The organism is Neisseria yangbaofengii (genome assembly GCF_014898075.1).
Classification (GTDB): domain Bacteria; phylum Pseudomonadota; class Gammaproteobacteria; order Burkholderiales; family Neisseriaceae; genus Neisseria; species Neisseria yangbaofengii.
Window position 1 is genome coordinate 1,987,396 of the sequence record NZ_CP062976.1, and the last position, 14,674, is coordinate 2,002,069.

Sequence of the window (14,674 nt, forward strand, 5' to 3'; positions counted from 1 at the left end):
GGCCGTCTGAAATCAGGTTTCAGACGGCCTTTTTATATGTTTAAACAGGGTTTAAAAACCCGATAAATGATGTTTGGCCAAAGCGGCAATGACCGCAAGGGCAACAAGCAAAAGAGACGCAGCCGCTGCCGCAGCCAGCGCAATCAGTACGCGCGACCCATTGACCGCGCCCAAATGCCGTTTGTCAAAAGCAGCGGCAAGCGGATAGGTGTGTTTGACGGGTTTGGCGAGCCGGTAAAAAAAGCCGCACAAAACCAAAAAGCCGATGATTTGCATGGTGCCCCCTTTATTATTTTCACTAAGGTAACAAAAAAATGGCAAATATTCAAGCAGGTATTGAGATTAAAGCCGGTGTGTCGGGCGTTGAGGACATCAAAGAGCTGTCGCAAACCATCAAGGCTGCCGGTGTCGATACGGGCGGCCTGACTGCCGAAGCGGAAGAATTGGCGCAGGCTTTTGCGCGCATGGCGAATCAGCAAGCTCTGATTAACCAATATAAAACACTCAGCCAAGAAGTAGGCTACACCTCCGCCGCGCTCAAACAGGCCAAAACCGCCCAAACCGAACTGGCCGCGCAGATGCAGAACGGTGCGACCAAGGAGCAAAAAGCCCAATATAACGCGCTGACGCAAGAAGTGAAAAACTTGGAAGCGCAGCAAGGCCGTCTGAAAAGCCGTTTGGCCGATACCGGTAATGAAATGGCCAAGGCCGGTATCAATACCCAAGAATTGGCTGCCGCCGAGCAAAAGCTGGCCGCCGAATCCGCTGCCGCTGCCGTGAAAATGGACAAGCTCAATGCCGAAGCCCAAGAATTAAAGGCTTTGGCCGATGCACGTGTCCAGTTGGGCATCGACACCGACGACAAAGCGCGGCAGGAAATCCAAAAAACCAAAGATGCCTACGAGCTTTTGAAAAACAGCGGCACGCTGTCGCATGAAGAGTTGAGCCGCGCCGCCGAATTGCAGCGCGACAAAATCTACCGCTTGGAATCAGGGCTGAAAGAGCTGCGCCCGAGTTTGGCCGATGTGGCCAATGAAGTTTCCGGCATCGTAACCCGCGCCGGCGGCTTGGCCTATGTGTCCAAAGAAGCGATGGCCTTTGAAACGGCTATGGCGGGCGTGAAAAAAGTAGTCGACGGCACACCTGAGCAGATGGCGGAACTGGAAGGCCGTCTGAAAGACCTGTCTGTACAGTTGGGTATTATGCCTAAGGATATGGCGGAAATCGCCGCAGCGGGCGGACAGTTGGGCATTGAAATGCAAAAGCTGCCGCAATTTGCCGAAATTGCGTCTCAAATGTCCACCGCTTTCGGCCTGACGGCTGACGAAGCGGGCAATGCCGCCGCCACCATTTCCAACGTGTTTCAGATGCCGATTGAGCGGGTGCAGGAATTGGGCGATGCGATTAATGTGTTGGGCAACAACACCGCCGCAAAAGAAAAAGATATTGTCGCGGCGATGGCGCGCATCGGCGGTACGGCCAATCAGTTCGGCTTGGCGGCGGAGGAAGCCGCTGCGCTGGCCGATGCCTTTATTGCTTTGGGCAAACCGCCCGAAGTGGCGGCTACCGCCATCAATGCGCTGCTGCAAAAGCTGCAAACCGCGCAGACACAAGGGGCAGGATTCCAAGATGCACTTAAAAGCATCGGCCTGAGTGCGGATGAGATGGCCGCCAATATTGCCGCCAATCCGCAACGGGCGTTGAGCGGCTTTTTGAGCAAGTTGCAGGATTTGGACAAACAAAGCCGCGCCTTGGTGCTGTCGAAACTGTTCGGCACGGAATACAGCGATGATATTGCCCTTTTGGTCGGCTCACTTGGCGAGTACGAAAAAGCCTTGGCCTTGGTCAACGATAAAGCCCAAGTAACCGGAGCAATGCAGAAGGAAGTCGGCAACGCAATGGAAACCACCGAGGCACAAATCAACCGTGCCAAGGCGGCGTTTTCGGTGGCAGCCGCCGAAATCGGCAGTGCCTTGCTGCCTGCGATTACCACCGCCGCCGAAGCTGCCGCATCGGTTGCCGGCGGTGTGGCCAAAGTGGCGCAGGAATTCCCTGTGCTTACCCAGTTGGCCGCGCTGTATGCCGGTGCGCGTTTGGCGGTGCAGGCATACGAAACGGCGGTCCGTTTAACGGGCGGCTCGTCTGTGACGGCATTTGCCAAACAGAAAGTCGGCATTAACGCTGTGCGTACATCTTTACAGTCGGCCACGCTGGCGGCGCGCGAATTTACGGCGCAGCTGACGGATGTCAACGGTGCAGACATGGCCAAGGTCAAAGGCTCGATTGCGACTTTGGGCGGTGTGCTGAAGTCGGCGGCGGCCAATGCCGGCGCACTGGTTGCTGCTTTTGAAACGGGTAAATCCATCGGGGAGAGCCTGTATAAGAACAGCGAATTGGCACGCAGTTTAGGTGACGAGTTGGCTCGTATCCCTGCCATTATTGACTCTCTCTGGACGACGGGCGGGCTGGAAAAATACCGCGAGAATTTCAGGACATCCGCCCAAGCCGCCCGTGAGTTAGCCAATGCCGAACAAGCAGCCGCCGAGCAAGCGGCGCAACGCAAAGAAAAAGCCGAACAAGCCGCAGCCGCAGAAGCTGCCGCTATCAAAGCCTTGCAAACCGAATACCGGCAATCGGCCGCAGAAGCCGCCGCGCTGGAAACCACGCTCAATACCTTGCGCGCCGGTGGCCGTGAAAATACCGCCATGTATGCCGAATTTGCCGTGCAGCTTGAAGTTGCCCGAGAAAAAATGGCCGCTTTGAAAGTCGAGCTTGATACTAAAAATGCCAAAATAAATGTGGATACCGGCGATTTGGCCAAAGCCACCGCCGCGTTGGAAGAATTGGGCCTGAGCACGCAGCAAGTTACCACCGGCATAAGCGACAACGCCAACAAAGCCTTGGACAGTTTCGGCCTGGCCGCGCGGCAGTTCGGCAATGATGCCGACCAGATGGGGCGGCTGTTTCAGGCGGCTTTGTCCAAAATGGACAGCCCCGAGGCGGTAGAAGCACTCAAAGGCCGTCTGAAAGAAGTCGGACGTGAGGCTGGGCTGACCGCCGAGGAAATCGAAAAAATCGGCGACACCGCCCCCAAAGCCGCTGACAAAGTATCCGAAGCCTTCGCCAAAATCGGCGTGAATGTCGATTCCGTCACCACCGGCATCAGCAGTAAGGCGAAACAGGCGTTTGCGGATTTTCAGACGGCCTCTAAAACGGCGGCGGAAAACGGTGTCGACGATGCCAACCTGATTCGCGCGTCGTTTGAGCAGATGATGGGCAAACTGGAAAGCCGCCAAGAATTTGAAGCATTCCGCGCCCAATTGGAGGCCAACGGCCAAACGGCCAAACTGACTCAAGACCAAATCGCCCGTCTGAACGAAGCGGCGGCAAAAGGTGCGGGTGCGGCCAAAACGGCTTACGACCAACTGAGCGGCAGCATTAAAGCGGCGGGCGACCCTGCCGCGCTTAACCAAATCGCCCAACAGGCGCAGGCGGCGTTTGAGAGCGGCTCAATCAGCGCGGCGCAATACGACCAAGTGATTGAGCAGGTTAACGCGCGCACGAAAGAGCTCGAGCAGAACACGGCCAAAGGCGGCGATACCGCTGTGCAGGCGCATCAAAAGGCTGCCGAATCCGCACGGCAGCGCGAATCCGCCGAACGCCGTGCGGCCAAAGCCACCGAAGAATCTGCCAAGGCAACAGAAAAAGCATCGGCAGCCGTGACCGACTACGGCTACCGCATGAGCCAAACACATGGCTATGTGAAATTGACTGCGGAAGAGCTGGCAAAAATGAACCGTGAATTTAGCGGGGTCACTTTCGGCGAAGCGGCTAAATTCCGCACGGCGTTGATGAAGGATTACACGGAATCAATCGGCAATGCCAATCAGGCGATGGACCGGTTAAACCAATCGACATCGGCAGGCATGGTCAATAATGCCGACTTGCAGCGCGCCATCTCTGCGACCAATGCGGCGGCGGACAAGCTGGGCGAGACCAAGTTAAGCCAGTTCCGCGCGGCCATCGAAGACGCCCGCGCCCGAATGCAGGCGTTAAAGCAGGAGGCCAGCGATGCCACCGCGTCTTTGCAGGCGCAGCTTGACGAATTGAACGGCAATGCCGAAGCGACTTATGCTTACCAGCACCAAAAACAGCTTGCGGATTTGCAGGCCAAACTGGCCAATGCGCAGCGTTTTCAACAATCCGAAGTGGCGGCGGAATACCAAAAGCAAATCAAATTGCTGGAGCAGATTTATACCAGACAGAAAGCCAACCGCGCCGCCGAACAGGCACAGGCGCAAACGCAGCGGCAAAGTGCCGATACGGGCGGCGCTCAGACGTCGCGCGGCAGCACATCGGGCGCATCGGTCAATGCCGACCTGTTGAAGCAGTTTGGTATGGGCGCGGTCAATATCGACTTGGGTCGTCTGCACAATGTGCTCAAACAACGCGACCGGTCTGTTGTGGAAAGTATGATGCGCCAACTCGAAGACGGCCTGAAGCGCGGCACCTGATTTCAAACAACCCGCCCGCAAGCCGCAAAGTGCATCCGTGCCCCGTCCAATCAGGCGGGGCTTTTGTTTTAATCGGGTATTAACTACCGAAAGGCCGTCTGAAATGGCAAACGATGTTTGGACGTTCAAGCGCAAAGACAACCATGCAACCCTGACCCTGCCGCAGGATATGCGCTGGGAGGATGAATTTTCTTGGAGCAAGGTGGCACAGGCCGCGCCGCAGCGCACGCTGTCGGGCGGTTTGATTATCCAGCAGGGGGTCAAACTCAACGGCAGACCGATTACGCTGACCGGCTCTTGGGTGTGGCATACGCTGGATACCGTGCGTCGGTTGCGCGACTGGTCGGACACGCCCGAACTGGAGATGACGCTGACCCACTACGACGGGCGCGAATTCAATGTGATATTCCGCGCCCACGAAGGCGCGCTCGGCGATGTCGAGCCGGTGCGCTACTCGACGCCCGAAACCGGCAGCGAACGCTACACCGCCGAAATCCGATTAATGACTTTTTAAACAGGCTTTAAATCATGAATAAAACCACCCGCCTGACCCAGCAGGATTTGCAGATCTACCCCAGCCAGCGCATGACCGACACGCCCGACGGCGGCGGCCTGATGACGGGATCGCCCTTGACCGGCGAAGACAACGAGATTTTCCCGCCTGTGTCGGATGTTGACCGCACGATGGGCAGTTTTGATGCGCGGCTGCTGTATCCGGCGGTGTTGCGCAACGATGCCGAGCCGCTGTACGGCGGCCATTTTGTCATTACCGAGCCGCCGAAATCGCCCAATGTGTCGTTTTTGGCGTTTAAAGCACGCAACTACGGCGAAGAGCGGCAAGACATCATGCCGCGAATCGAAGCCTACAGCGTGCCGACGGTGGAAAGCCGCATGACGCTGCTTGGGCGGCACTTGGCAGGTGTGCGCCTGATTCAGGCGTATCAACGAGTCGAAGCCCCGCTGCCCAAAGTGGGCGAGCGCTACTGCCTCGAATTTAGCGATACCCGCAATGCCGCCACCCAACGCCGTTATGAGTATTTTCGCGTCCAGAATCTGGAATCGGAAGTGCGCACCTTTGAAATCCCGCAGCCGGGCGGAACTGTGAAAGAAATCCAACGCCGCGTGGTCAAAATGGAAATCACCAATCCGCTGGTCAACGATTACGAAGGGGTGAATTACCCTGTCGAAGGCTATGCCGGTGCGCCGGTCAAGATTTTGGAAACCCAAGTCGCCGATTCGGCCAGCTATTACGGCGTCAAACCGGTTAAGACGGCCTTGAAAAAAGGCGATGCCGCGCTGACCGTGTCCAGCATTTTCGAAAAACTGGTGCCGACGTCGACGGTGGAAACGCCGTATACCGACCAGTATCCGGTGCCGTCTGAAATGTGGACGCCGTCCGCACCGCCCGGGGTGGTGTTTGCCGGATATCATAACGGCGGTAATCTGTATTTGTCGCAGCCGGTTTTGCCGGGCAGTATCGCATGGGGCAATTTTAAGGACAATGCCGTCGGTATGCTTTCAGGCGGCCGCAACAGCTACACTGTCGATTACCGGCGCGGCGTGCTCGAAAACCTGCCGGCCGGTTACTACAACATCAATGGTCAATTCGGTGCCAAATCATCGGCCGCCCGTTATTCGACTTATATCGACATTAAAGAGACCAATCAAGGCTTGGCATGGGCGCCGCTGCTCAAGCCGCTGCCCGCACCAGGCGCGCTGGCGGTGTCGTTTATGGCTTTGGGCGAGTGGTACACGCTAAAAGATTCGGGCGACGGTATCATTCGCGACGAGGCAAATACGCAGGTCGGTACGGTATCGTATGTGACTGGCTCGGTGATTCTCAATTTGCCCGCCATGCCCGATGTCGGCAGCAAAATCGTGTTCCAATGGGGCGGCGACGGTTTTCAGACCTTTGACGGCAAGGCCGCGGGGTCGGTCATGGTCGGCAAAGCGGGCGACAGCCGCGGCGTATACGACATCGGCCAATCCGTCAAGCCCGGCACCGTGCGCCTGAATTGGACGGATGGCGGCGCAAAAACCGCGCAAGACAACGGCTCTGGCGGCATCACCGGCGATATTACCGGCACCATCGACTATGCCCGGGGCGTGGTTATATCTACGGCAGCGCAGGCATGGAATATTAACGTCAGCCGCGAGGAGTATACCGGCGACAACAAGGCGGGCAGCCATGACATAGCCGATTTCAGCCGGACGATAGATTTTGCCGTTGGCCGCACCGCGCCAGGGTCGCTGGCTTTGGTTTTGACAGGCCGTGCGGAAAATCAGGTGGTCGACATGGCCTATGCGCCGACCGTCGGCTTGGTCAGAGGCCGGCTGAGCAACGAAACCGTCAAGACAGGGGCTTCGGGTATGGATTTCAGACTGGTCATGCGTGACAACGGTGCCGGAATGCTGCTCTGCGAAGGAGTGGAAGGCTCGGTGGGCAGTATCGACTATACAAACGGCCGCCTCCTGATTCAGGCAGACAGGCTGCCGCTGCGCGTGTACAGTCTGAACGGATTGAACCTGACGATTGCTTCCGGCGCACAGGTATACAGGCTTAACGAGTTTGTCGACCGAAAAGAATCCTTGGTTGCATCGGGTGTGGCGGCTTGGCGGAAAAAAGAATCCTCCGCCACCTCCGCGAAATCTTCGGCGGTGCGCGGCAACTTGGTGCTGGACGCCATCAAAGGCGGCTACGCCAACAGCCATGCCGTGTTTGACACTTGGCGTTTTTCAGACGGCAAAACCGACATCGTCGAGCGCGGCGGCGTGTTGTACAAAAACTGGAATGCCGCATCGGGTACGGGCGAAATGGTCGGCAACATGGCTGCTGACGGCATGGTCGATTTGAGCGATACGGGTATCGACGGCGGCAGACTGCACATCACCGCCGGCATCGTGCAGGCACCGGAAACTCCGGTTTACAGCTATTCGGGGCGCACCCCCGCCGCGCCGGTCAAGCCCGAAAGCTTTACCGTCTACAACGGCGATGCGGTGGCCAAGGCCGACGCGGAAGGCAATATTACCGGCGCGTACAAAGGCAGAATCGATTATGAGACCGGCTTTTATATAGTTGAGGCATCCGGCGGCTTTCTGCCCTCAGCCATGCGCTACAACTGTGTCACCCAAGACAATCTGCCGCTGGATTCTTCCGTCATCGGCATCGACTCCGTGCGGCTGCCGTCAGACGGGCGCGTGCCGATTTACCGCAAAGGCGACATGATTGTCATCGGCAACCATCTCAAGCAGAATTTGGGCGGATCGTTTACCGGCGGCCGGCGCATTGGGTTAAACCGCCAAAACATCGACCGCCTGTGTCTGCTGGATGCCGACGGCAAACACGTCTTGGCTGAAAAATACAGCGTGGATTTAAAAACGGGCGAGCTGACTTTTTCCGAGCCGCTGGATTTGTCGCAATACGCCATGCCGCTGACCGCGTCAATGGCATGGGAAGAAGAAAACCGCATCACCGGCGTGGATATTTCAGGCCGTCTGAAACTGCAATTCGCCCTGTCTCGTGATTACCCGCAGGAAAACACCTACGTTTCCAGCGCACTGATTGGCGGCGATTTGCTGGTGCGCGCCACCGAGCCTTTCAGCCAGCGGGCATGGGACAAGGTATGGGCGGATGCCATGCGCGGCGAAGAGATTTTGGCCAAGCTCAACGTCAAAGACTACCCGTTTAAACTGACCAGCAACGGCGCGATTACCGAGCGTTGGCTGATACAGTTTACCGGCGAGATCCAATACCGGCTCTACGGCGAGCAGTTGGGTTTGGTGTTGACATCGGACACGCTGACCGAATTGGCCCCCGCCAATCCGGCCACCGGCAAACCGTATTTCCGCCTGCCGGCCGCCGCATTCGGCGGCGGTTGGGAGCGCGGCAACTGCATCCGCTTTAATACATTCGGCACGCCACTGCCCGTATGGGTATTGCGCAGCGTCCAGCCCGGCCCGGACAAGCAGACCGAGCGCGACGGTTTCACTGCCTGTCTGCGCGGCAATACGGTTGCCGGGTAAGGCCGTCTGAAAACCGCAGGCTTCTGGCGGCTAAAAACAAACCGCCGCCAGGACGCAAAGTGCATCCGTGCAAGCCCCGGTTTTCGGGGCTTTTCTGCATAATAAGGATATTAAAATCAAAAGGAAAAATCATGTTTGATACGACCCGTACCCCCGTTAAATTATACAAGTGGGATGACCCGGGTGCGCCGCAGGTGCAATATTCCGACGGGTCGGTTAAAACTATTTTGAAGGCCTGTCTGGTGACAGGCTACGGGGACGAATCAAGCCGAAAAGAGCCGCTTGGATGGGATATCCTGTTTGAGGAGGCTAATCGGGCGGTGTTTAAGTCCAAAGCAAAAGAAAATGAGGGTTGGAGCTTGTCTGTCGATGATTCTTTCCGGAAGAAGGGAGGTGGTCAATCAAATTCTCATGTTTTATGCAGGATGATAAAAAATCCATCCTCGGTATCGATAGGTACTTTTATTGGTGATGCCTGCCATGTCGGGTTAAGCCACGCTGGCTTTGATGGTAATGGTAAATGGTGGCTTGTGGGCTGCGATAAAAGTTTTATTTTGATTACATCCGATAATGCCTCGGATGATACTTGCGGAGTACTAAGATTTGGTTTATTTCCGTCATTGGTTGCCGCAGATAGCGCGCATCATTTGTTGTATTTTTCAGGCGGGATAAACGGATACGGCTATTCTGGTTATGAAGTCAAGGTTGTGATTGCCAATAACTACGAGGGGCTGGCCAAGTGCCATGGTTTTTTATCATCTAAAAGTAATGCTAATTATATTGCGGTTGATTATCCTAATCCGATAACAGGCGGATTTGTCGCAGATGACTGCTTGGTATTGGAGGCGATTGCCGATGGTAGTCGATATATTTATGCGACTAGAGGCTTGCTTCCCGGATTGATGATGATTGCCGAGAATATGCCGAAAGGTAGTGTCATCCCATTCGGATCAATTTATAACAACCTTGATGCCAGTGGTGACCGCTATCTGTATTTTAGAGATGCCCGAAAAGGCATGTTGGTTAATATCGACAATTGGGATATTTAAATGTCTGATTTGCTTTTTAAAAGCCGTGTTGTCGGATTTCGGAAATATGTCGGTGGTAGGCGCAATGCGGTTTTAAACGGCAAACCGGTTATTTTCAGACGACTAAGGAGCAATCAGAGTTTTGTATATCGCGGGCATATTGCCTACGGTCCCCATTATCTTTATGGCGGCAAAGGCTACATTGCCGGAGAGGCTGAGGGTATTGTTACGGTTGGCGGCCAACCGGCCAGCCGTCGTGTGTATCTGTTTGTCTTGCCGTCGATGGAGTGCATCGCCGATACATGGAGCAAGCCGGACGGCAGCTACCGTTTTGACCGATTGGATTCCGAAAAAGAGTACATGATGGTGGCGCGTGACTATAAAAAACAATACGAGCCGGTGTCTTATGATTTTATTAAGCCGTATGTAGATTCAGACGGCTAGAGGCCGTCTGAAATGTCCGAAATCAAAAAATACACCGCCGATGCGATACCGCTGCCTTTTGCACGGCGGATTGGCGGCCGCCCCGAATCCGACCGACTGCCGTTGCCTTTCAGACGGCCTTTGGGTTATATCGGCGATGGCATGCCGCCTCCTGATACGGGGCGGCAGCCGGATAGCCCGTTGCCGCAACCCAAGCCTGACGACGGTTATGCGCGTGTGTCCCAAGGGTGGGGATTTGTGCAGCACGCTGCCGGTTTGGCCGCGATGTGCCGCGATAGCCGTTACACCTATGCAGGGATGGCGAGTGATTTTCAGGCGGTTTCAGACATCGGGCAGGTCGTATCGGTGTGTTTTGAGCCGTTTGCCGACGCGTTGTCCGATGTGCGCCATGCCGCCGCCGCACATTACAGGCCGTCTGGAAAACTCGGCGGCTGCGGCCATGTGCAAACCAGCGGTATTGCCGATTTGCGCCGCTGCGAACAACCGCACACAAGCGGCAGCGCGGCTCGGGCAAACGGCAATCATGACGACACGTCGGCGGTTTCCGGTTTGTTTGTCGATGCCTGCACGCGGCCCCGTACAAGCGCGAGTGGTGCGGTGGGCTTGTGTTTGGATTCGGACCTGCACGCGGCGCAGGATTTGGCGGCCTGTCTGCACCCCCGATACCAACCGGCTTTAAACGTGCCGTGCGAATACTACGAGATTCCGCTCGAGCCTGAGCCGGACAACGCCGAAAAGACCTATATCTGCGGCATCCGCCCGCCGTCCAACCGCATGGCATTGCGGTTTCAGCGGCGCAAAACCGCCCACGCCGCCCATGCCATACCGTTGCCGTTTGCCTGTTTTGACCAATCGGCCACGCCGATTTTAAAAGGCTACATCATGCAAAACACCATTTCCGCCGCCGTTGACGGCCAGCCGCTCAATCTCTTGTCGGCATCGTTTACCAGCGATACCGGCGGCTACTGCTGGCAGGGCATCGTGACCCTGCCGCCCGATGATTTCGTGCGGCTCAATATCGACGGACGCGCCAAAGGCAGCCCGGCTTTAATCAGTTGCCGTATCAATGGCGATAATTTTGTTTTCATGGCCGAGGATTACAGCGACAACCGACAGTTCGGGCAAAAATCCTACACCGTAACCGGGCGCAGCCAAACGGCCCTGCTGGGTGACGACTACGCGGCAAAAGGCGACGGCACTTACCGCAACCCGATTTACGCGGCACAAATCGCCAACGAGCAGCTTAAGTTCGGCAGCGTCAAACTGGACGGATGGGGCATCGCCGATTGGCTGATTCCTGCCGACGTGTATTCCGTAACGGATAAAACGCCGATGGCTGTGTTGCAGGAGTTGGCGGCGGCCGCAGGCGGTTTTGTCGAGAGCGACCGCGCCGAAGCCGTGGTACGGTTCAAGCCCAAATGGCCTAAGGCTGCATGGGAGATTGATTCTGCCGTCCCTGATGTTTCCGTGCCGTCCAGCGTGATTATTAAAATCAGCGGCCGGCGCAGCGTGTCGGAAAAAGCCAACGGCGTATTCGTTTGGGCAAACCATGACAAAGGTGTGGGCGGCGACATTTACCGCAGCGGCAGCGACCGCGAGCCGCGCGCATCGGCTTTGAGCGGTGCGCTCTACACCGACCAAGCCGTGTTGACTGCCGCCGGTATCGCCGCCTTGAGTGCCACCGGCATCCATAAAAAAGAGACGGTGACGCTGCCGGTATCCGACAAGTACGCCATTCCCTTAGCCGCGCTGGGGCAGATTTGGCAAATCCAAGAGCCGAGCGGTATGTGGCAAGGCGTGGTTACCGGCGTAACGCTGGACGTGTCCATCACCGACGATGCGCCGGTTGTGACGCAAGCCTTGAGCATAGACCGTTATCTGGACAATTAAACCGTTTTCAGACGGCCTTTAAAAAAGCGAAGTATGAATACCTACCAAAGATTGAGCAGCATTTTAAGCCGTCAGCAGCAAGGCGTTGCCCAAATCACCGGCGACCTGGGCGGAGGTGCATGGGCGGCGCGCTCGCAAAGCGGCGGTAATTTGGTGCTGAGCGGTCAGGCGGCAATCGGCAATAAGGTGTTTTACGACATCAAAACCAACAAAATCTTGAGCCAAGCCCCGGATTTGCGCCTAATCGAATTGGGAGTGTGACAATGACAAAACAGCCCGAATTGACGTTCAAGCGCGGCGAAACGGTGGAAATTACCGTTTTATTCAATGTTTTGGATGATTACGCCATATCGTCGTTGACGGGCGTGACCGCTGTTGCCCAACTGCGGCGCAAATACGGCGGCGGCACCGTGGCGGATTTTGACGTATCCGTCTACCCCGAGACCCCGCGCGTTTTGCTGACCTTGCCTGCCGATGTTTGCGCCACTTTAGAAGCTGGGCAATACGTTACCGATGTGATGTTTACCCGGCTTTCAGACGGCCTGATCCAATACAGCGGCGACATCGCCGTCAACATTATCAAGAGTACCAGCCATGCTGACTGATTTTAAAGTATACCGCGGCAACATCGAGCATGCCGGCCATCGCTACGATGACGATTTGTACCGTGTGTGGCTGGAGCAGCCCGGTAATCGCGACAAGTCGTTTGACGATTTCTGCGCATGGCTGGTGGAGATAAAAGGCCAACCCCTCGAAGCCCCTGATTTTACAGCCCGACTGATTTTATCCATGTATTAAGCCATAAAAAAGGAAACCACCATGACCCTGATTGAGCGTATCAGCCAACTGGCCGACAAATGCGGCGAGCTGTTTAAATCTTTGCGCACCGACCTCGGGCAAAAATCCAGTCTTAAAACCCAAAACAAAAACAGCCTTGTCGAGGCGATAAACGAGTTGGCCGACCGACCGCAAGGCAACAGCGGCGCAGCCATTGACGACAGCCAAGCTGCCGCACATACCGCCTATTCCAGCCAAAAAACCGTTGAATTGATTGCAGCCGCCAAGCAAGAAACCAAAACCGAAATCACCGCCGAAATCGTGGGCGAAGCCGCCGAAGCCTACAACACCTTGAAAGAGGTTTCCGACTACATTGAGTCCGACTCAACCGGTGCGGCGCGGATGGCCGAGCAAATCGGCTACCGCCTGCGTATTGACGAGACGCAGCAACTTTCGCCCGAACAAAAAACGGCGGTTGAGGCCACCCTTAATTTGGGCAACACCGATACCGATTTTGCCGCACGGTTACAAGAGGCTCTGCAATGACCTTGGAGGAGCGTATAGATGAGCTGGTGCAGGCCGTTGCCGACGAGTTCAACCGGCGTAAAGTCCAATCCCAGCCGCTCAATATCCAGCGCGGCAAGGTGGTTTTTGATTCCAGCATCAGAGGCAATACATCAGATTGGAGCAGCTTGGTAAACGGCGTAGCCACCAACAATTCGATTTATCACGTCAGATTTCCAAAGCCTTTTAACGGCGTACCGGTAGTAACGTTTGCCCAACAGCGCAAAAGTGCCCCGGGCTGGCGGTTTGTGGAGATTGTCGATGTGACTAATGAGATGTTTAGCGTCAGATGCAACTACTGGGGCAGCGACTTAGTGTTGCACTGGATGGCAATGGACGAAGAGACGGCATAGCAAATAGATTAATCAATAAGGAATTTAAATAATGTCATTTTATCAACAAGTTACCCCCCCCCCCGAAAAAATCTTAAATGAAATGCGGTGTATGAATTGTAGCAAGCTACTGGCTAAGGGATGTGGCTGTGTGCAAATCAAATGTCCGCGTTGCAAAACATTCAATCAATTTAAATAATCCTTTGAGCTTTGCCTTCGAGTGCCGCGAGCACCGGAGATTAAGAAGTGACTAAAGTTTGGAATCAGGCCCCGCTTCCTTTTGTTGGGCAGAAACGGTTTTTTCTACAATTATTCAAAGAATCTTTGAAACAAATCCCTGATGATGGTGCGGGGTGGGTGATTGTCGACGTATTCGGCGGCAGCGGCCTATTGGCACATACCGCCAAACGCAATAAACCCGCAGCGCGAGTCATCTATAATGACTTCGATGGGTATGCCGAAAGGTTAAATAACATCCCTGATTACAACCGCCTATTGGCAGAAATTCAGCAGCTTACGAAAGATGTATCAAGAGAATCGAGATTGCCGCAGGATGTAGAAGCGGCAGTAAAATCAGCCATCCGTAGTTTCGACGGTGCAATTGATGTCAGGGTGTTATCATCATGGCTGCTTTTTAGTACCAAGCAAGCAATTGATATTGAACAATTATTGGGCTGGGAATTTTATAACAAGGTGCGCAAAACCCCGTTTAATCCGTGTGATGGCTATTTGGACGGTTTAGAGATTGTTTCTGAAGATTATGAAAATCTCATGCGCCGTTATCAGGATGGAGAGAATATCTTATTTGTACTCGATCCGCCTTATGTAGGCACGGAGCAATTTGCATACAAGAGCGACAAATATTTCAATATGGTCGCATTTCTTAAGCTAATCCACCTGACACGTCCGCCTTTTATATTATTCGGCAGTACACGGAGTGAGATTTGTGAGTATCTTGACTATTTAAAAGAGTGCGAGCCGCCGGCTTGGAGTAAGTTTGCAGGCGCGCAAATACATAAGTTGCCAGCCAAGATGGCTAAGGGGGTTTCTTATGAGGATAATATGGTAGTTAAATTTTAGATTTCGTATTTTTTTGTCACGG

General features: G+C 55.0%; 14 protein-coding genes. 13 read left to right on the top strand and 1 reads right to left on the bottom strand.

Annotation, left to right across the window (positions count from 1 at the left end; genetic code table 11):
* Positions 1-51: 51 nt before the first annotated feature.
* Positions 52-276, bottom strand: a complete 225-nt coding sequence (locus H4O27_RS09785) for a hypothetical protein (protein ID WP_165006238.1) — start codon at positions 274-276, stop codon at positions 52-54.
* Between the two features lie 38 nt (positions 277-314).
* Between H4O27_RS09785 and H4O27_RS09790 the strand changes: the two genes are divergently transcribed.
* The 13 genes from H4O27_RS09790 (at position 315) to H4O27_RS09850 (ending at position 14,652) form a co-directional block, all read left to right on the top strand.
* Positions 315-4,514, top strand: coding sequence for a phage tail tape measure protein (locus tag H4O27_RS09790; RefSeq protein WP_165006240.1), 4,200 nt, complete (start codon positions 315-317; stop codon positions 4,512-4,514).
* 103 nt (positions 4,515-4,617) lie between these two features.
* Positions 4,618-5,028 (top strand): hypothetical protein, encoded by a 411-nt coding sequence (locus tag H4O27_RS09795; protein WP_165006242.1) that lies wholly within the window; start codon positions 4,618-4,620, stop codon positions 5,026-5,028.
* Positions 5,029-5,042: 14 nt separating this feature from the next.
* Positions 5,043-8,537 carry a hypothetical protein gene (locus H4O27_RS09800; RefSeq protein WP_165006244.1) on the top strand — a complete coding sequence of 1,165 codons (3,495 nt, stop codon included), beginning with the start codon at positions 5,043-5,045 and terminating at the stop codon, positions 8,535-8,537.
* Between the two features lie 131 nt (positions 8,538-8,668).
* A complete protein-coding gene (locus tag H4O27_RS09805; RefSeq protein WP_165006246.1) occupies positions 8,669-9,586 on the top strand; it encodes a hypothetical protein in 918 nt (305 codons plus the stop codon).
* Positions 9,587-10,009 (top strand): hypothetical protein, encoded by a 423-nt coding sequence (locus H4O27_RS09810; protein ID WP_165006248.1) that lies wholly within the window; start codon positions 9,587-9,589, stop codon positions 10,007-10,009.
* A 12-nt stretch (positions 10,010-10,021) separates the two neighbouring features.
* Positions 10,022-11,899 (top strand): hypothetical protein, encoded by a 1,878-nt coding sequence (locus H4O27_RS09815; RefSeq protein WP_165006250.1) that lies wholly within the window; start codon positions 10,022-10,024, stop codon positions 11,897-11,899.
* A 33-nt stretch (positions 11,900-11,932) separates the two neighbouring features.
* The gene (locus tag H4O27_RS09820) at positions 11,933-12,160 is read left to right on the top strand and encodes a hypothetical protein (RefSeq protein ID WP_165006252.1); all 228 of its coding nucleotides are present in this window, start codon (positions 11,933-11,935) and stop codon (positions 12,158-12,160) included.
* A 2-nt stretch (positions 12,161-12,162) separates the two neighbouring features.
* Complete coding sequence (locus tag H4O27_RS09825; protein WP_165006254.1) at positions 12,163-12,504, top strand: hypothetical protein; 342 nt, start codon at positions 12,163-12,165, stop codon at positions 12,502-12,504.
* Positions 12,494-12,697: a hypothetical protein gene (locus H4O27_RS09830; protein WP_165006257.1), complete on the top strand. Its 204-nt coding sequence runs from the start codon at positions 12,494-12,496 to the stop codon at positions 12,695-12,697. The genes H4O27_RS09825 and H4O27_RS09830 overlap by 11 nt, the downstream gene beginning before the upstream one ends.
* Positions 12,698-12,718: 21 nt before the next feature.
* Positions 12,719-13,222 (top strand): hypothetical protein, encoded by a 504-nt coding sequence (locus H4O27_RS09835; RefSeq protein WP_165006260.1) that lies wholly within the window; start codon positions 12,719-12,721, stop codon positions 13,220-13,222.
* A gap of 2 nt (positions 13,223-13,224) precedes the next feature.
* Complete coding sequence (locus H4O27_RS09840) at positions 13,225-13,593, top strand: H-type lectin domain-containing protein (RefSeq protein ID WP_165006263.1); 369 nt, start codon at positions 13,225-13,227, stop codon at positions 13,591-13,593.
* Between the two features lie 82 nt (positions 13,594-13,675).
* Entirely contained in the window at positions 13,676-13,771 is a 96-nt protein-coding gene (locus H4O27_RS09845; RefSeq protein WP_226883545.1) for a Com family DNA-binding transcriptional regulator, read from the top strand.
* 47 nt (positions 13,772-13,818) lie between these two features.
* Entirely contained in the window at positions 13,819-14,652 is an 834-nt protein-coding gene (locus tag H4O27_RS09850; protein ID WP_165006269.1) for a DNA adenine methylase, read from the top strand.
* Positions 14,653-14,674 lie beyond the last annotated feature (22 nt).

Bases quoted from the DNA above. Each gene is read 5' to 3' on its own strand.
- H4O27_RS09785 (WP_165006238.1), bottom strand. From the start codon at position 276: ATGCAAATCATCGGCTTTTTGGTTTTGTGCGGCTTTTTTTACCGGCTC.
- H4O27_RS09790 (WP_165006240.1), top strand. From the start codon at position 315: ATGGCAAATATTCAAGCAGGTATTGAGATTAAAGCCGGTGTGTCGGGC.
- H4O27_RS09795 (WP_165006242.1), top strand. From the start codon at position 4,618: ATGGCAAACGATGTTTGGACGTTCAAGCGCAAAGACAACCATGCAACC.
- H4O27_RS09800 (WP_165006244.1), top strand. From the start codon at position 5,043: ATGAATAAAACCACCCGCCTGACCCAGCAGGATTTGCAGATCTACCCC.
- H4O27_RS09805 (WP_165006246.1), top strand. From the start codon at position 8,669: ATGTTTGATACGACCCGTACCCCCGTTAAATTATACAAGTGGGATGAC.
- H4O27_RS09810 (WP_165006248.1), top strand. From the start codon at position 9,587: ATGTCTGATTTGCTTTTTAAAAGCCGTGTTGTCGGATTTCGGAAATAT.
- H4O27_RS09815 (WP_165006250.1), top strand. From the start codon at position 10,022: ATGTCCGAAATCAAAAAATACACCGCCGATGCGATACCGCTGCCTTTT.
- H4O27_RS09820 (WP_165006252.1), top strand. From the start codon at position 11,933: ATGAATACCTACCAAAGATTGAGCAGCATTTTAAGCCGTCAGCAGCAA.
- H4O27_RS09825 (WP_165006254.1), top strand. From the start codon at position 12,163: ATGACAAAACAGCCCGAATTGACGTTCAAGCGCGGCGAAACGGTGGAA.
- H4O27_RS09830 (WP_165006257.1), top strand. From the start codon at position 12,494: ATGCTGACTGATTTTAAAGTATACCGCGGCAACATCGAGCATGCCGGC.
- H4O27_RS09835 (WP_165006260.1), top strand. From the start codon at position 12,719: ATGACCCTGATTGAGCGTATCAGCCAACTGGCCGACAAATGCGGCGAG.
- H4O27_RS09845 (WP_226883545.1), top strand. From the start codon at position 13,676: ATGCGGTGTATGAATTGTAGCAAGCTACTGGCTAAGGGATGTGGCTGT.